The organism is Sinomonas sp. T428B, from assembly GCF_056780155.1.
Map to the genome: position 1 here is coordinate 1,993,474 of NZ_JBRAZR010000001.1, position 16,333 is coordinate 2,009,806.

The following is a 16,333-nucleotide window of genomic DNA, read 5'->3' on the forward strand; positions in this document are numbered from 1 at the left end:
GGACCCAGCTTATCCGTCTAACCGTCGGCCAGACGGCCGGCCGCATCCCCGCTGGCCGCGGGAGCGCCCTGGCGCGCGGCTGCGCGGGCGCGGCGGCGCTCCTGCTGCGCGCGCAGCTGGGTGTCCCACCGGCCGTAGGCGTCCACGATGTCGCTCACGAGCCGATGGCGCACGACGTCCGAGGCGTCGAGGATCGAGAAGCTCACGTCCTCGATGCCGTCGAGGATCTCCTGCACGATCCGCAGCCCGGAGGAGGTGCCGGAGGGCAGGTCGACCTGGGTCACGTCACCGGTGACGACCATCTTCGAGCCGAAGCCGAGGCGCGTGAGGAACATCTTCATCTGCTCGGGCGTCGTGTTCTGGGCCTCGTCGAGGATGATGAACGCGTCGTTGAGGGTGCGCCCGCGCATGTACGCGAGCGGGGCCACCTCGATCGTGCCGGCGGCCATGAGCCGGGGGATCGACTCCGGGTCCATCATGTCGTGGAGGGCGTCGTAGAGCGGGCGCAGGTACGGGTCGATCTTGTCGCTCAGGGTCCCCGGCAGGAAGCCGAGCCGCTCCCCCGCCTCGACGGCAGGGCGCGTGAGGATGATGCGGCTCACGTCCTTGTGCTGCAGCGCCTGGACGGCCTTGGCCATGGCCAGATACGTCTTGCCCGTGCCCGCGGGGCCGATGCCGAAGATGACCGTGTTCGCGTCGATCGCGTCGACGTAGTCCTTCTGGTTCGCCGTCTTGGGCCGGATCGTCCGGCCGCGGCTCGAGAGGATGTTGTGCGTGAGCACATCCGAGGGGCTCGTCACCGTCTGGGCCCGCAGCATCGAGACGAGCTGGGCGAGGGACGCCGGAGTGACGGGCGTGCCCGCCTGTGCCATGACGGCGATCTCCTCGAAGAGCCGGCGCAGGTTCGGCGCCTCGGCCGGGGGGCCCACGATGGTGAGCTCGTTCCCCCGCACATGGATCTCCACGGAGGGGAACTGCTCCTCGACGAAGCGCAGCGCCTCGTCGTGCGGGCCCAGGATCTTCACCATCTCCTCGCTCGAGCCGAAGCGCAGCACCTCGGTACGGGATGCGGGGGTCGTGTGCGGGAACTCCGCTGTCACAGGCGGTCTCTCTCCTTGTCGGGGCCGTCGCCCCGGCCGGTCTGGCCGGGCAGGCCTGGTCACATGGTACGCCGGGACGCCTGCCCAGGAGGCGCGAACGTATCAATCCCGCATCACTTGGTGCAGGCGGCCGCCTGCGCGCGGCCGGGGCACCCAGGGCTGTGCCAAGCTGGATGGTGCTGTCGGCTCCCCGGGAGTCTCCGCCCGCGCCGGGCGGCCGGGGCGGGCAGCTGACCTGCGGAGGATCCATGCCGAGTGCAGCATCGCGCGAGCGGGTGCCGGGGCGTCGCCGGGACGGCGCCGCCCGAGCGCTTGCCTGTGCCCTGCTCTCCGTGTGCGCCGCACTCTCTGCCTGCACCGCGGGCGGCACGCCGGAGCCGAGCATAGCGGCTGGGGCGACCCCCGCGGGCTCGACCGACCGCACGACCCAGGCCTCGGTCCCGCTCGAGACGTCCCAGACCTCGGCGAAGAGCCCCGTGTACTGGCTCGGCCGCGCCCGCGACGGGATCTACCTCTACCGCGAGTTCAGGGACGCGGGGACCGAGGACAACCCGGTCACGACCGCGCTCAAGCTCATGATGACGCAGAAGCCGCTCGACCCTGACTACTTCACCCCGTGGCAGCAGCCGCGCAAGCTCGCCGCCTCGATCTCGGGCAAGAACATCATTACCGTCGACGTCTCCTCGGACGCCTTCAACAGCAACGTCGACGAGCGCACGGCCCAGCTGGCCGTCCAGCAGCTCGTCTACACCGCGACGGCGGCCGCGGCCAGCGCGGGCCTCGTCGACACCGAGCAGCCCACCTCCGTCATGCTGCTCGTCGACGGGCGGACGTCGCAGCTGGCCTTCGAGCGGGTCCGTCTTGGGCAGCTCATGCAGCGGGACCCGTCGATGGCCGCGCCCGGATGGATCATCGACCCGCAGGAGAACACGCAGCTCGACGGGCAGCTCAAGGTGTTCGGCCGCGCCGTTCCCGCCGGCACGCCGCTCGCCTGGCAGGTCCTCAAGCGGGATGCCTCCGGCGCCAAGTCCGTCTATCTCAGCGGAAGCATCACGTCCGGACAGGAGCCGGGCAAGCCGGGCGAGTTCACCTTTGCGGTCAACCTCGACGACGGCGAGTACGAGATCCGCATCCTCCCCGCCGAGGATGCCGCGGCGCCCGCGAACGCCGGGAGCAGCGCGTGGGACACCAAGTCATTCCGCATCGGGCCCTGACGCCCGGCGCGACCCGCGATGGGCTGACGCCGCCGGCCGCTACCTTCCCTCGGCCGTGCGCGCCCCGACGGGCCAACGCCCGAGCCGGTCCCCCGCGACGGCCAGGGCCGCCGGCCCAGCCGTGGAGGAGCGCAGGACGTGCGGGCCCAGCAGCGCCATGCGCGCGCCCGCAGCCGTGAACCGCGCGAGCTCGGCGGGGCTGATCCCGCCCTCCGGGCCGACGATGAACAGCACCTCGCCTGTTGCGGTGTCGCCTGCAGCCCTGTCGCCCGTGGCGAGGTCCGCGAGGACCGCCGAGAGCGGCTCGGCCGCCTCCTCGTGCAGGACGACGGCGAGCCTCGCCGCACCGATCCGCTCCGCCAGCGCGGCGCCGTCGTGCGCCCGCTCCACGACCGGCACGCTCGCTCGCCGCGCCTGCTTCGCGGCCGCGAACACGACCGAGCGCCACTTCGCGAGCGACTTCTCGGCGCGCTCGCCCTTCCAGCGGACGATCGAGCGCTCGGCCTGCCAGGGGATCACGGCGTCGACGCCGAGCTCGGTGGCCGTCTCGGCGGCGAGCTCGTCGCGGTCGCCCTTCGCGAGGGCCTGGACGAGGACCAGCCGGTACGGGAGGGCCGGCTCGCGCCCGACCCGCTCGACGGCGACCACGAGCTCGGATCCCACGGCGCTCTCGACGGTGCCCACGGCACGGACGCCGGCGCCGTCGGCCAGGTCCACGCCCTCGCCCGGGGCGAGCCGCTTCACCGTCGCGGCATGCCGGCCCTCGGCGCCGCCGACGGTGACGAGCGTCCCCGGCTCGGCGCCGTCGAGCGCCCCTTCCGGGACGTAGAAGAGCGGGCGGGACATCGTCAGAGGTTGCCGAGCTTGTCGCGCAGCTTGGCGAAGACCCCGCCCGTGCCCACGAGCTTGCCCTCGCCGACCTGCTCGCCGCGCAGCTTGGCGAACTGGCGCAGGAGCTCCTCCTGCTCGGGATCGAGGCGCGTGGGCGTCTCGACGCGGATCTGCACGAGCAGGTCGCCGCGACCGCCGCCGCGAAGGCGGGCGGCGCCGAGGCCAGGCAGGGTGACGACGTCGCCGGACTGGGTGCCCGGGCGCAGCGAGATGGCCTGCTCGCCGTCGAACGTGTCGAGGGTCATCTCGGCGCCGAGGGCGGCCGCCGTCATGGGCACGCTGAGCGTCGCGTGCAGCTGGTCCCCCTCGCGCGTGAACGTGCTGTGGCTCGCCACGCGGATCTCGACGTAGAGGTCGCCCGAGGGGCCGCCGGCCGTGCCGGCCTCGCCCTGGCCCGAGAGCTGGATGCGCGTGCCGGTCGAGACGCCCGCCGGGATCTTGACGGTGAGCGAGCGCCGGCTGCGCACGCGGCCCTCGCCGCCGCACTCGTTGCAGGGGGTCGGGATCTCGGTGCCGAAGCCCTGGCACGAGGGGCACGTGGCCATGGTCATGACCTGGCCCAGGATCGAACGGACGGGCCGCTGGATGTGCCCGCTGCCGTGGCATACGCCGCAGCGCACTGGCTCCGTGCCGGGCTCGCAGCAGGAGCCCTCGCAGCGGCCGCAGAGCACGGCCGTGTCGACCTCGATCTTCTTGTTGACGCCGAACACGGCGTCACGCAGCTCGATCCGGACCGCGATGAGCGCGTCCTGGCCGCGTCGGGTGCGCGAGGCCGGGCCCGCCTGCCCCCCGGCCGCCCCGCCGAAGAACGTCTCGAAGATGTCCTGGAAGGCGAAGCCGGAGCCGTTGTACGCGCCGCCGAACCCGTTGTCGTTGCCGTTCTCGTTGCCCGTCGTGTCGTAGATGCGCCGCTTCTGCGGGTCGGCGAGCACCTCGTAGGCGTGCGTGACGGCCTTGAACCGGTCCGCCGCCTCCTCGCCGGGATTGACGTCGGGGTGGAGCTTGCGGGCCAGCTTCCGGTAGGCCTTCTTGATCTCCTCGGCGCTCGCGTCAGACGGGACGCCCAGGGTTTCGTAGTGGCTGCTCACGGTCTTCTTTCTCTAGCTTCCTCTAGCTTCCGGCCAGGATCTTCGACAGGTAGCGGGCCACGGCCCGCACCGCCGCCATCGTGGCCGGGTAGTCCATGCGGGTCGGGCCCAGCACGCCGATCTTCGGCCCGTCCGTGCGCCCGTAGCCGGTGGCGACCACGGACGTCTCGATGAGCCCGTCGTAGGGGTTCTCGCGGCCGATCGTGACGGTCACGCCGCGCGGGTCGCTCGCCATCTCGGAGAGCAGCCGCAGCAGGACGACCTGCTCCTCGAGGGCCTCGAGGACCGGCGAGATGCTCTGCAGGAAGTCGCTGTTGGACCGGGCCAGGTAGGCGGTGCCCGCCATGACCATGCGGTCCTCGCGGGTCGAGGCGGCCAGGACCGAGAGGCCGCGCACGAGCTCGGCGGCCAGGGGCTGGTCGTGCGGCGGGAGTGCGTCGACGACGGCGCCGAGGGTCGCGTCGAGGTTGACGACCGAGGTCCCGGCGGCGCCCTCGATGAAGCGGTCGCGCAGGTACGAAAGCCGGTCCCGGTCGACCTCCTCGACGACGCTGTGGACGCGCTGCTCGACGGTGCCCGTGTCGGCGATCAGCACGAGCAGCACCTCGTGCGGCGCGAGGGCGACGGCCTCGATGTGGCGCACGCGGGCCCGCCCCAGCTGCGGGTACTGCACGACGGCGACCTGGTTCGTCAGCTGCGACAGGAGCCGGACGGTGCGCTCGAGCACGTCGTCGAGGTCGTCGGCGCCGTCGAGGAGCGTGTGGATCGCCTGCTTCTCCGCCGGGGAGAGCGGGCGCACGGCCGTGAGGTGGTCGACGAAGACGCGGTAGCCCTTGTCGGTGGGCACGCGTCCGGCGCTCGTGTGCGGGGCTACGATGAGCCCCTCGTCCTCGAGGGCGGCCATGTCGTTGCGGATCGTGGCGCTCGAGACGCCGAGCCCGTGGCGCTCCACGAGCGCCTTCGAGCCGACCGGCTCGCGGAAGTGCACGTAGTCTTCCACAATGGCGCGCAGCACTTCGAGCTTGCGCGGCTCGTTCATCCTCTCACCCCTTACGCCGTTCAGCGCCCGGCAATTGTTAGCACTCCCTGAGACCAAGTGCTAAGTCTATTATGCCCGCGGGCGCCCGTCCCGCAGCTGCTGGGGCACACGCCGTCGGCCGCCACGGCGAGGTTCCCGGGCCGCCGGGCCGGAGCCCATAGCATGATCACGCCGCCCGTGCGGGCGGCGCCGCCTGCGCCAGCGCGGCGGGAGCGAGGAAGGCCGGTGCGCGTGGAGCGGATGTCGTACGACTCATGGGGGCCCGCGGACCTCGCGGCGCCCCCGAAGCGCGAGCTGCCCGTTGTGCCGGTCGAGCTCGGCCTCGTGCTCGAGGACGCCGAGAGCGGCTGGGTCGGCGCCGTGATCCGGGTCGAGAAGTCCGGCGGCATGCACGTCATGAGCCTCGAGGACCGCCGGGGTCGCTCGCGCTCGTTCCAGCTCGGCTTCGGTTTCCTGCTCGACGGACGCCCGGTCCGCATCGGCCCGCCGGCGCCCCGCGCCGCTGCCGCCGCGCCGACGCGGACGGCCTCCGGGTCGGTGAGGGTCGAGGGGCTGCGCGCGCAGGTCGCCAAGGCGAGCAGGATCTGGGTCGAGGGCAAGCACGACGCCGAGCTGGTCGAGAAGGTCTGGGGCGACGACCTGCGCGTCGAGGGCATCGTCGTGGAGCCGCTCCACGGCGTCGACGACCTCGCCTCCGCCGTGGCCGAGTTCCGGCCCGGGCCCGAGCGCCGGCTCGGGATCCTCGTGGACCACCTCGTCGAGGGCTCGAAGGAGGCCCGCATCGCCGCCCAGGCCATGTCGGCGCCGGGCGCCGCGGGCAACGTGCTCATCGTCGGCCACCCGTACGTCGACGTGTGGCAGGCGATCAAGCCCTCGACGCTCGGCATCCCGGCGTGGCCCTCGGTGCCCCGCGGCACCGACTGGAAGACCGGCATCCTCGCCGCCTTCGGCTGGCCCCATGCGGGGCCCGAGGACATCGGCCTCGGCTGGCAGAAGCTGCTCGGGGCGGTGCGGACGTACGCGGACCTCGAGCCGGCGCTGCTGGGGCGCGTCGAAGAGGTCATCGACTTCCTGACGGCCTGAGGCCCGGACCTTGGCTATCCTTGGAGTGCCCCGGGGGCCGGAACCCCGGCCTCGGGCACCACGCACCATACGACGCACAGGCAAGGAACTTCCCAGTGGCTGAGTACCCGCAGGACCCGCACAACGGCGAGAGCGACTACCAGGGGGCCCCCGCCCGGGCGCTCCCGCTCACGGCCACGGAGGACCGCCAGTGGGCGACGCTCGCGCACTTCGGCGGGATCCTCGGCTGCGTCCCGGCGCTGCTCATCTACCTCGTCTTCAGGGACCGCGGCCCGTTCACGGCCCAGGAGTCCAAGGAGGCCCTGAACTTCACGCTGCCGCCCACGGCCGCGGCCATCGTCTTCAACGTGCTCGCGCTCATCCCGGTGATCGGGAACGTCTTCGCCGTGCTCGCGACCCTCGTGTGGCTCGGCCTCACGGTGTTCGCCGTCGTGGCGGGCGTGCAGGTCAACCGCGGCCAGCCGTACCGGTACCGCTACAACCTGCGACTCGTCCCGTAGCCCAGGCCCCGGCCGGTCAGTGTTCGGCCGGGGCAGGTCCGGCTAGGGCAGCAGGCGCCGCACCGCGGCGTCGGCGAGGAGCCGGCCGCGCAGGGTGAGCACGAGGCGGCCGCGCACGGCAGCGGGGCCCTCGACGATCCCCTCGGCGATGAGGCCCGCGACGGCGGCCCGGCCCTCCGGCGGGACGTCGGCGACCGGCAGGCCCGAGGCGAGCCGAAGCCCGAGGAGGACGCGCTCGACGCGGCGGGTGTCGGCGTCGAGCGTCTCCCGGCCGGCAGCGGGCGACTCGCCGCGCGCCAGCCGGCCCGCGTAGGCGGTGGGGTGCTTGACATTCCACCAGCGGACCCCGCCGACGTGCGAGTGCGCGCCCGGGCCGATCCCCCACCAGTCCCCGCCGTTCCAGTAGGCGAGGTTGTGCCGGCACGCGTAGCGCATGCCCTCCGGGGTGTCGCCGGCGGCGCCGCGGGCCCAGTTGCTCACCTCGTACCACCCGAAGCCCGCCTCAGCGAGCACGGCGTCGGCGAGCTCGTACTTCTCGGCGTGGTCGTCGTCGTCCGGCTCCGGTACCTCGCCGCGGCGGATCTGGGCCGCGAGCTTCGTGCCGTCCTCGATGATGAGCGCGTAGGCGCTCACGTGGTCCGGCTCGCAGGCGAGGGCCGCGTCGAGGGACGCGCGCCAGTCCGCCATGCTCTCCCCGGGGGTGCCGTAGATGAGGTCGAGGCTCACGTCGAGGCCGGCGTCCCGGGCCCAGCGGACGGCGTCGGGCACCCTGGCCGGGGTGTGCGTGCGGTCCAGGACCTTGAGCACATGCGGGACGGCGGACTGCATGCCGAAGGAGACGCGCGTGAAGCCCGCCTCGGCGAGGGCCTCGAGGGAGGCCGGGGTCACCGAGTCCGGATTCGCCTCGGTCGTGACCTCGGCGCCGGGCTCGAGGCCCCACTCGTCGACGGCGGCGGCGAGGATCGCGGCGAGATCGGCGGCGGGGAGGATCGTCGGGGTGCCGCCACCGAAGAACACGGTGGACATGGGCCGGCGCGGCACGCCCGAGGCATCCAGGGCCGCCGCGGCGAAGCGCACCTCGCCAGCCGCCGTCGAGGCGTAGGCCGCCTGGGACGCCCCGCCCCCGAGCTCCGTGGCCGTGTAGGTGTTGAAGTCGCAGTACCCGCACCGCACCGCGCAGAAGGGGATGTGCGCGTACAGCGAGAAGCCGCGCTCGGCCGCGCCGACGGCCGCCTGCTGCGGCAGCACGCCGTCGGCCGGCGCGGGGTCACCGATCGGGAGGGTACTGGGCACCTACGCCACCGCCGTCCGGGCCGGTGCCGGGAGGACTCGCACTACTTCTTCGCCTTGTCCTTCGACGACTCGTCCGTGGTCAGCGCGGCGATGAAGGCCTCCTGCGGGACCTCCACGCGGCCCACCATCTTCATGCGCTTCTTGCCTTCCTTCTGCTTCTCGAGCAGCTTGCGCTTGCGCGTGATGTCGCCGCCGTAGCACTTGGCGAGGACGTCCTTGCGGATCGCGCGGATGTTCTCGCGTGCGATGATGCGCGAGCCGATCGCGGCCTGGATCGGCACCTCGAACTGCTGGCGCGGGATGAGCTCGCGCAGCTTGCCGGTCATCATGACGCCGTAGGCGTAGGCCTTGTCCCGGTGGGTGATCGCGCTGAACGCGTCGACCTGCTCGCCCTGGAGGAGGATGTCGACCTTGACGAGGTCGGCGACCTGGTCGCCGTCGGCCTTCCAGTCGAGCGAGGCGTAGCCGCGGGTCTTGGACTTGAGCTGGTCGAAGAAGTCGAAGACGATCTCGGCGAGCGGGATCCAGTAGCGCAGCTCGACGCGGTCCTCGGAGAGGTAGTCCATGCCCTTCATCTGGCCGCGGCGGCCCTGGCAGAGCTCCATGATCGCGCCGACGAACTCGTTGGGGGCCAGGATCGTCGCGGACACCATGGGCTCGCGGACCTCGTTGACCTTGCCGGTCGGGAACTCGCTCGGGTTCGTCACCGTCACGACCGACTTGTCCTCGAGGGTGACCTCGTAGATGACGTTGGGCGCGGTCGAGATGAGGTCGAGGTTGAACTCGCGCTCGAGGCGCTCGCGCACGATCTCGAGGTGCAGCAGGCCCAGGAAGCCGACGCGGAAGCCGAAGCCGAGCGCCGCGGAGGTCTCGGGCTCGTAGACGAGCGCGGCGTCGTTGAGCTTGAGCTTGTCGAGGGCGTCGCGCAGATCGGGGTAGTCGGACCCGTCGAGCGGGTACAGGCCCGAGAAGACCATCGGCTTGGGGTCCTGGTAGCCGCCGAGGGACTCTGCCGCCGGCTTGGACAGGTTCGTGATCGTGTCGCCGACCTTGGACTGGCGCACGTCCTTCACGCCCGTGATGAGGTAGCCGACCTCGCCCACGCCGAGGCCCTTGCTCGGGATCGGCTCCGGGGAGATGACGCCGATCTCGAGGAGCTCGTGGCTGGCCTTGGTGGACATCATCTGGATGCGCTCGCGCGGATTGAGCGAGCCGTCGACGACGCGCACGTAGGTGACGACGCCGCGGTACGTGTCGTACACCGAGTCGAAGATCATGGCGCGGGCCGGTGCCGCCGCGTCCCCCACGGGGGCCGGGATGTCCGCGACGATGCGGTCCAGGAGGCCCTCGACGCCCACGCCCGTCTTGCCCGAGACCTTGAGCACGTCGGCCGGGTCCACGCCGATGAGGTTCGCGAGCTCCTCGGCGTACTTCTCCGGCTGCGCCGCGGGCAGGTCGATCTTGTTCAGGACCGGGATGATCGTGAGGTCGTTCTCCATCGCGAGGTAGAGGTTCGCGAGGGTCTGCGCCTCGATGCCCTGGGCCGCGTCGACGAGCAGGACGGCGCCCTCGCACGCGGCGAGCGAGCGGGACACCTCGTAGGTGAAGTCCACGTGCCCGGGGGTGTCGATCATGTTCAGGGCGTAGGCGGTGCCCTCGACCTCCCACGGCATGCGGACGGCCTGGGACTTGATCGTGATGCCGCGCTCCCGCTCGATGTCCATGCGGTCCAGGTACTGGGCCTTCATGTCGCGGGGCTGGACGACGCCCGTGAACTGCAGCATGCGGTCGGCGAGCGTGGACTTGCCGTGGTCGATGTGCGCAATGATGCAGAAGTTGCGGATGATCGACGGATCCGTCGCGGCAGGCACCGGGGCGGTGCGGGCCATGGGAGACACTGTGAACGGTCCTCACTGTCCGAAGCTGGCGGGGAGTTGCTGACTTCCTAGTCTCCCACGGATCCGCCCCGGCTGGTTCACGAGTCTCGCCCGGGCCAGGGCTACGCTGGCTGGATGCTGCGCTCCGCTGCTTCCCGTGCCCTGTCCGCCCTGCGCGCCGCGATCGGCGCCGGCCTCGCCCGCCGTCGGCCGGCGCACGACGGCGGGGGCTCACCGCGGGCGGCCCGGTCGCCGCGCTCAGGAGGGCCCCGCCCCGAGGCAAGACGTCCCGCGGATGCCGTCGCTGGCTACGCGGGCGACTTCTCGGGCACGGCCCGCGCCGAATACCGCCCCGACCCGGACGGCGAGCCGGACCCCGGCGAGATCGTGTGGACGTGGGTGCCGTACGAGGAGGACCACTCGCGCGGGAAGGACCGGCCTGTCCTCGTCGTCGCGCGCCGGGGCGGGCTGCTCCTCGCGCTCATGCTCACGAGCCGGAACCACTCCGGTCCGGGAAACGGCGGCCGCGGCGACTACCTGGACATCGGCACCGGGGCCTGGGACGCCCGGGGGCGTCCGAGCGAGGTCAGGCTGGACCGCGTCCTGCAGATCGACCCCGCGGCGGTGCGCCGCGAGGGGGCCATCCTGGACCGCGCGGCCTTCGAAGCCGTGGCCGCCGGGCTGCGGGCGAGCCACGGCTGGGGCTGAGGCGGCGGGCTGGCATGCCGGGACCTCGTCGTTCTGCTAGAGTTGTCTGCTGTGTGTCCGTGCAGGTCGACGGGCACTGAAGACCGGCTGCCATAGGCATCCCCACGCCGCTCAGTCGATGGCCGGTCCGAAAGCCCTCTAGACCCTGTTGGCATTAACAAGAGAGTTCATACGTGGCAAACATCAAGTCCCAGAAGAAGCGCATTCTCACCAACGAGAAGGCGCGTCTGCGCAACAACTCGGTCAAGTCCGAGCTGAAGACGGCCATCCGCGCCGTCAACACGGCCGTCGAGTCCGCCGACAAGGACGCCGCTGTTGCCGCTCTGGCCCGCGCGAGCAAGAAGCTCGACAAGGCCGTGAGCAAGGGCGTCATCCACAAGAACCAGGCCGCGAACCGCAAGTCGGGCATCGCGAAGCGGGTTGGCGCGCTCTGAGCCACGCTCAGCGCTTCTCAGCCGGGGCCGGCATCCGTCGAGGATGCCGGCCCCGGCTGTTTGCTGTCTGACCAGGGTGAGGCCCGCTCCGCCGGGGGCCGGGCGTCAGCGGGCCCGTGCGGCCGCGCTGACCACCCCGAGGGCGCGCTCGACGGCGTAGGCCGGGTCCCGCGCGAGGCCCTTCACCTGGGCGTCGGCCTCCGCCACGGCCCGGATCGCCTCGGCCAGGCTCTGCGGCGTCCAGCCGCGGATGTCGCGCTGCGCCTGCTCGACGAGCCAGGGCTGCATTCCGAGCTCGCGGGCGACGGCGTTCGCCGAGCCGTGCGCCCCGGCTACGCGGGCGAGGGTGCGCAGCTTGGCGGCCACTGCGGCGACCATCGGCACGGGGTCCACCCCCGTGTCGAGGGCGTGCCGGAAGGCGGACAGGGCGCGGGCCGCGTCCCCCGCGAGGGCGGCGTCGGCGACCTTGAAGGCGGTCGCCTCGACCCGGCCGCCGTAGTACTTCTCGACCGTCGCGGCGTCGACCGTCGAGGCCGCATCGAGCTGCAGCTGGCTGCAGGCCGCGGCGAGCTCCGCGAGGCTGCTGCCGACGGCCGCCACGAGGGCCTCGATGGCCTCGCGCTCGATCCGCCGCCCGGAGCCCTTGAACTCGGCCGCGACGAACGCGGCCTTGTCGGCGTCCTTCTTGAGGGGCTGGCAGTCGACGACGGGCGCCGGGGAGGCCTTGATCGCGTCGAGGAGCTTCTTCCCGCGGGTCCCGCCCGCGTGCCGCAGCACGAGCACAACGTCCTCGTCCGGGGCCGCCACGTAGGCGAGGCCGTCGCGCAGGAACTCCTCGGTCATCGACTCGAGCCCGTGGACCTCGACGAGCTTGCGCTCGCCGAAGAGGGACGGCGAGGCCGCGAGCAGGAGCTCCCCGCCCGCATAGGATCCTGCGTCGAGCCGGGTGACCTCGAGGTCCGGGCTCGCCGCACGCGCCTGGGACCGGACGGAGTCCATGGCCCGCGCCGCGAGGTAGTCCTCCGGACCCATCACGAGGACGACCGGGGCCGGCGCCACGGAGCGCCAGTCGACCGTGCCGGCCGAGGTGGCGCGGGCCCCACCGGAGCGTGCGGGCCGGGCCGCCGGGGTCACGCCGTCCCCCGTGCTGATGCTGCTGTCCTCGTCACCCGTCCACTCTGCCACGGGGCCGACAGCCGGGCCAACACGGTGCGTTGCTGCGCCCGCCCTGGCCGCGCTCCCCGCGCCGGACCCGGGTCAGGGCCCGGGCCCGGGCCCGCGATGCGCGACACGGTCTGTGTCATCGGGGAGCCCACTCGACGGAGCCCGGCGCGAAGCGGAGCTGGACCGTGCCGGACTCGTCCGTGCGCAGGGTGGCGGTTCCCCGCCGCTCGAGGGCGGCGACAATCTCGGGATGAGGGTGGCCGTAGTCGTTGTCGCGGCCGGCCGAGACGAGGGCGACGCGCGGGCGGAGCGCATCGAGGATCGCGGTCCCCCCGTTCCGTGCCCCGTGGTGCGCGACCTTGAGGACCGGCGGCGGGTTCCGCACCAGGCTGGGCTCGCGCGCGAGGAGCCGGGCGGCGGCGTCCTCCTCGAGGTCTCCTGTGAGCAGGACGCCGGCGCCGGGCATGCCGTCCCAGTCGACGTCGAGGACGAGGCTCACGTTGTTCTGCTCGATGGACTCGGCGGCCACTGCGAGGGCCCGCGCGGGCCTCGCCGGCCAGAGGACCCTCCAGCCCACCGGCCCGGCCCGCCCCCGCTCCCCCGCAGCCGCGGCGACGACGGGGATCCCAGCCGCGGCGAGCTGGTCCCGGACCTCCTGCGGCGGCGCCCCTGCCGCCGCGGGGACGAGCACGCGCCGGACGGTTCGGCCAGAAAGGACGCCCGCCGTCCCTCCATAGTGGTCGGCGTGGAAGTGCGTGATGACGTAGGCCTCGACGGTCACGATGCCGAGGGCGTCGAGGCACGAGTCCGCGAGCCTCGGGTCCGGACCGCTGTCGACGACCACCGCCGCCCGCTCGCCCGCCGAGAGGACGACGGCGTCCCCCTGGCCGACGTCGCACAGCGCCACGTGCCAGCCCTCGAGGCCGCGGTGTCCCGCGACGAGCCGCACGCCGGCCAGGAGCGCCGCCACGAGGAGGATTGCGACGGCTGTCCCGGCGAGCCACCGGGGCGCGGCGAGGGCCCGCCCGGCGGAGGCCCCATGGGAATCGTCCTCTTCCGACGCCCCAGGGGATAGGGCGGCGCGGAGCGCGTCGCCGACGGCGTGCAGGGCGGCCGCGGACCGGGCACGCCCTGAGGGCACGAACAGCGCCCAGAGCGCCGCGAGGTTCACGGCGGACAGCCCGGCCATGGCGAGCGCGCCCGGGAGGCCGTCGGGCCAGGGCAGGGCTGCGCCCGGGACAGCGGCCGCGGCCCTCGCGATGGCCGCCACGGCTTGAGCCGCGACGCCGCCCACTGCAGCGCAGGCGACGGCCGCGGGAGGGCACCACACGCACATGGCGAGGGCGACGACTCCCGCGAGCGTGACGAGGGGGACGAGCGGGGCGACGGCGACGTTGGCTGCCAGGGAGAGCGTGAGCAGCTGCGGCTGGATGAGGACGACGATCGGACCGCAGAGCAGCTGCGCCGACAGGGGCACCGCGACCGAGAGGGCGAGCCAGCCGGGGAGCCGATGGGCGAGGGCCTGCGCGAGCGGGGGCCCGACGAGGGCGATGCCCAGCGTCGCGGCCACCGAGAGCAGGAAGCCCAGACTCGTGGCCAGCGCTGGATCGAGGACGACCATGGCGAGGACGGCCGCCGAGAGGGCCGAGGAGCTGCGCCCCGGGCGGCCCGCCGTGAGGGCCGCGAGGCCGACCGCCCCCATGACCGCCGCGCGGGCGACGCTCGGCTCGGGCCCGACGGCAGCGAGGTAGCCGCCGAGGGCCGCGGCACTCGCGGCGACAGCGAGCCAGCGCGGTGCGCGGAGGGACCGCAGGGCCAGGAGCGCCGCCCCGAGGACGATGGTGAAGTTTGCCCCGCTCACCGCTGTGAGGTGCCCGAGGCCCACGGCGCGCATCGCCTCCTCGAGGTCGGCGGGCAGGGCCGAGGTGTCTCCGACGGCCATGCCGGGAAAGAGGCCCGCCGCATCGGCGGGGAGCCACGACGAGGCGTCGTGCAGCGCCTCCCGGGTCTCGGCGGCGGCTGCGGCGCCGGCCGCGGAGCCCGCGGGGCGGGGCGCGCTGTCGAGGCTCAGGAGGGCCCGGCCGCCCGGCTGCTGGGCCGGGACCACGGTCCCGGCGAGTGTGAGCCTCGCGCCCGCGCGCAGATCCTCGAGCTCGGTCCCTCCCGCGAGCAGGACTCGCGCCTGGGCGGAGAACGCGCTGCCCGCGTGCGTCGCCTCGAGCAGCCGCGCTTCCGCGAGGAACCGGGGCCCCGTGGCGAAGGCGCCGCCAAGCCGCTGCGGGCGGGGGTCGTCGGTCAGCTCGACCATCGCCGTGGTCTGCCCGCCGCCGGCAAGCAGCGCGCCCGCGGCCCCCGAGTTCTCGGCACTCCACTGGCCGGCGGAGGCGGCGAGCCCGGCCCCGAGTGCGACGGCGATGGAGCCCGCGAGGACCACGGCCTTCCGCGGTGGCATGGCTCCGACCCCGAGCCGGAACCCCGGGGATCCTCGCGGCCGGAGCCGCAGAGTGCCCGCGCGACCCCGGAGGCGGAGGCGCAGGGCGGCCGCGGCGACGAGGGCCGCCCCGGCCAGGACGAAGGCGACGGCTGCGGCGCCGACCAGCCTTGCGCCCCAGTCCGGACCGTCCCCAGAGCCAGCGTCGAGCAGAGCGGCAAGGGGCGCGCCGGCGGCCGCTCCGAGCCAGGCGGCCGCTCCGGGCGGCACGAGACGGAGGTCCCGCCACGTCCCGGCGCGCACGGGCGGCGGAGCGTCGGCGGCGGCCCACACGCCGGCCGCGCGCTCCCTTGCCCGGCCCAGCAGCGTGGAGCCAGAGGCACCATCCACCGCGACGCCCCGGGCGGCGGACGACCGGTAGCGCTCCCACGCGTGCCCGCGCTGGGCGTCTCGCGCCGGGCCTCCTCGCTCTGCGATATTTCCTCGCGCTGACATCAGACGGTCACGAGGGGCAGGAGGGCTTCGAGCATCTTCGGGCCGATGCCGTCGACCGCGTCGAGGTCCTCTGGCGCACCGAAGCGTCCGTGCTGGGTGCGGAAGTCGACGATGCGCTGTGCGAGGACAGGTCCGACCCTGGGGAGGGCTCCGAGCTCCTCGGCAGTGGCGGTGTTGAGGTTGACCTTCGCGCCCGGGCCTCCGGCGGGCCCGCCCGGCGTCGGGGATCCCGGCGGAGCCGCACTCCCCCCAGCGACGGGTGCCCCGCCGGCCGCGGGGTCCCCTGCCTCGCCGACGCGGGGAACGTAGAGCCGCATGCCGTCCTCGACCGCAGCGGCGAGGTTGAGCCGGTGGACGTCGGCATCGGGGCCGGCTCCGCCGGCTGCCGCGATGGCCTCGTGGTACCGCGCCCCGCGCGGCAGCCGGTACACGCCGGGCGCGGCCACTGCTCCGGCCACATGGGCCACAATGCCGTCGCGGTCGTCGGGCCCGTCCACCGCGCCGGCATCCCCAGAGGCGGACGCTCCCCTGGCCTCGGGCTGTCCGGCCGCCGGCTCTTGGCCGTGGCCGCCCTCCGCCTCGTCGACGGTCTCGACCGAGCGCACCTCGGGCGCCGCCGAGGCGGAGCTCCACCACCAGAGCCCGCTGCAGACCGCGAGGACGACCACGAGGGCAACAGCCGCCCGGACGGAGAGCACGAGGCGCCTGCGCGTGTGCTGGGACTGGCCCGGTTCAGCGGGCGCCGGCCCTCCCCGGGGAGGAGCCCCGGGCGGAAGAGCGCCATCGGCAGACGCCATGGCGTTCGGGAGGGGACCGGCGTCGGCCTCCGGCGGGGAGCCGTGCGCCCCTGACCGGACGGGAGCGTCCCCTTCCAGCATGCCGCCGTTAGCGGGGAGCAGCTCGTCCCACCGGTGGCGGGCCGCAGCCCGCTCAGCCCGACGACTACCGCGCACCGACCATGCCATGGGACCACCGTGGCACGGGGAGCGTGGAAGACCGGGCCCAAGGCCGGTCCA

At 73.6% G+C, this 16,333-nt stretch carries 14 protein-coding genes; 5 read left to right on the forward strand and 9 right to left on the reverse strand.

All coding sequences use genetic code 11. The annotated features are described in order from the left end of the window. Positions 1-17: 17 nt before the first annotated feature. The gene (locus ACUYMY_RS09190) at positions 18-1,028 is read right to left on the reverse strand and encodes a PhoH family protein (protein ID WP_481705021.1); all 1,011 of its coding nucleotides are present in this window, start codon (positions 1,026-1,028) and stop codon (positions 18-20) included. 320 nt (positions 1,029-1,348) lie between these two features. Between ACUYMY_RS09190 and ACUYMY_RS09195 the strand changes: the two genes are divergently transcribed. After that, positions 1,349-2,314 carry a GerMN domain-containing protein gene (locus ACUYMY_RS09195; RefSeq protein ID WP_481703274.1) on the forward strand — a complete coding sequence of 322 codons (966 nt, stop codon included), beginning with the start codon at positions 1,349-1,351 and terminating at the stop codon, positions 2,312-2,314. A gap of 39 nt (positions 2,315-2,353) precedes the next feature. On the opposite strand, the gene ACUYMY_RS09200 is transcribed toward ACUYMY_RS09195, so the two are convergent. From ACUYMY_RS09200 to hrcA, 3 genes are read right to left on the reverse strand one after another with little or no spacing between them, the layout of a single operon-like run. Next, positions 2,354-3,160, reverse strand: a complete 807-nt coding sequence (locus ACUYMY_RS09200; RefSeq protein ID WP_481703275.1) for a 16S rRNA (uracil(1498)-N(3))-methyltransferase — start codon at positions 3,158-3,160, stop codon at positions 2,354-2,356. 2 nt (positions 3,161-3,162) lie between these two features. Beyond that, entirely contained in the window at positions 3,163-4,293 is a 1,131-nt protein-coding gene (gene dnaJ / locus ACUYMY_RS09205) for a molecular chaperone DnaJ (protein WP_481703276.1), read from the reverse strand. A 22-nt stretch (positions 4,294-4,315) separates the two neighbouring features. Beyond that, entirely contained in the window at positions 4,316-5,332 is a 1,017-nt protein-coding gene (gene hrcA, locus ACUYMY_RS09210) for a heat-inducible transcriptional repressor HrcA (RefSeq protein WP_481703277.1), read from the reverse strand. A 240-nt stretch (positions 5,333-5,572) separates the two neighbouring features. Here hrcA and ACUYMY_RS09215 point away from each other — a divergent pair, with 240 nt between their 5' ends. Together ACUYMY_RS09215 and ACUYMY_RS09220 are read left to right on the forward strand one after the other, a co-directional pair. Further along, positions 5,573-6,415: a DUF3097 domain-containing protein gene (locus ACUYMY_RS09215; RefSeq protein WP_481705022.1), complete on the forward strand. Its 843-nt coding sequence runs from the start codon at positions 5,573-5,575 to the stop codon at positions 6,413-6,415. A 95-nt stretch (positions 6,416-6,510) separates the two neighbouring features. Next, positions 6,511-6,915, forward strand: coding sequence for a DUF4870 domain-containing protein (locus ACUYMY_RS09220; RefSeq protein WP_481703278.1), 405 nt, complete (start codon positions 6,511-6,513; stop codon positions 6,913-6,915). Positions 6,916-6,957: 42 nt separating this feature from the next. Here the strand turns inward: ACUYMY_RS09220 and hemW are convergent, their stop codons facing one another. Together hemW and lepA are read right to left on the reverse strand one after the other, a co-directional pair. Beyond that, on the reverse strand, positions 6,958-8,208 hold the full coding sequence (gene hemW / locus ACUYMY_RS09225; protein ID WP_481703279.1) for a radical SAM family heme chaperone HemW: 1,251 nt from the start codon (positions 8,206-8,208) through the stop codon (positions 6,958-6,960). A gap of 41 nt (positions 8,209-8,249) precedes the next feature. Then, positions 8,250-10,106 carry a translation elongation factor 4 gene (gene lepA / locus ACUYMY_RS09230; protein ID WP_481703280.1) on the reverse strand — a complete coding sequence of 619 codons (1,857 nt, stop codon included), beginning with the start codon at positions 10,104-10,106 and terminating at the stop codon, positions 8,250-8,252. 114 nt (positions 10,107-10,220) lie between these two features. On the opposite strand from lepA, the gene ACUYMY_RS09235 reads away from it, so the two are divergent. Both ACUYMY_RS09235 and rpsT read left to right on the forward strand, forming a co-directional pair. Continuing rightward, entirely contained in the window at positions 10,221-10,793 is a 573-nt protein-coding gene (locus ACUYMY_RS09235; RefSeq protein WP_481703281.1) for a type II toxin-antitoxin system PemK/MazF family toxin, read from the forward strand. 173 nt (positions 10,794-10,966) lie between these two features. Continuing rightward, positions 10,967-11,227 carry a 30S ribosomal protein S20 gene (rpsT, locus tag ACUYMY_RS09240; protein WP_481703282.1) on the forward strand — a complete coding sequence of 87 codons (261 nt, stop codon included), beginning with the start codon at positions 10,967-10,969 and terminating at the stop codon, positions 11,225-11,227. Between the two features lie 105 nt (positions 11,228-11,332). Here the strand turns inward: rpsT and holA are convergent, their stop codons facing one another. From holA to ACUYMY_RS09255, 3 genes are all read right to left on the reverse strand, one after another. Beyond that, the gene (holA, locus tag ACUYMY_RS09245; RefSeq protein ID WP_481705023.1) at positions 11,333-12,286 is read right to left on the reverse strand and encodes a DNA polymerase III subunit delta; all 954 of its coding nucleotides are present in this window, start codon (positions 12,284-12,286) and stop codon (positions 11,333-11,335) included. 241 nt (positions 12,287-12,527) lie between these two features. After that, positions 12,528-15,317, reverse strand: a complete 2,790-nt coding sequence (locus ACUYMY_RS09250) for a ComEC/Rec2 family competence protein (protein WP_481703283.1) — start codon at positions 15,315-15,317, stop codon at positions 12,528-12,530. Next, entirely contained in the window at positions 15,317-16,015 is a 699-nt protein-coding gene (locus ACUYMY_RS09255; RefSeq protein ID WP_481703284.1) for a ComEA family DNA-binding protein, read from the reverse strand. Before ACUYMY_RS09255 ends, ACUYMY_RS09250 begins: the two co-directional genes overlap by 1 nt. Between the last annotated feature and the right edge of the window lie 318 nt (positions 16,016-16,333).

What these genes read in the sequence shown, in the direction of transcription:
- hrcA (WP_481703277.1), bottom strand. Translation starts at nt 5,332, where the DNA reads ATGAACGAGCCGCGCAAGCTCGAAGTGCTGCGCGCCATTGTGGAAGAC.
- ACUYMY_RS09200 (WP_481703275.1), bottom strand. Translation starts at nt 3,160, where the DNA reads ATGTCCCGCCCGCTCTTCTACGTCCCGGAAGGGGCGCTCGACGGCGCC.
- ACUYMY_RS09235 (WP_481703281.1), top strand. Translation starts at nt 10,221, where the DNA reads ATGCTGCGCTCCGCTGCTTCCCGTGCCCTGTCCGCCCTGCGCGCCGCG.
- ACUYMY_RS09190 (WP_481705021.1), bottom strand. Translation starts at nt 1,028, where the DNA reads ATGGTGAAGATCCTGGGCCCGCACGACGAGGCGCTGCGCTTCGTCGAG.
- ACUYMY_RS09195 (WP_481703274.1), top strand. Translation starts at nt 1,349, where the DNA reads ATGCCGAGTGCAGCATCGCGCGAGCGGGTGCCGGGGCGTCGCCGGGAC.
- ACUYMY_RS09250 (WP_481703283.1), bottom strand. Translation starts at nt 15,317, where the DNA reads ATGTCAGCGCGAGGAAATATCGCAGAGCGAGGAGGCCCGGCGCGAGAC.
- ACUYMY_RS09215 (WP_481705022.1), top strand. Translation starts at nt 5,573, where the DNA reads ATGTCGTACGACTCATGGGGGCCCGCGGACCTCGCGGCGCCCCCGAAG.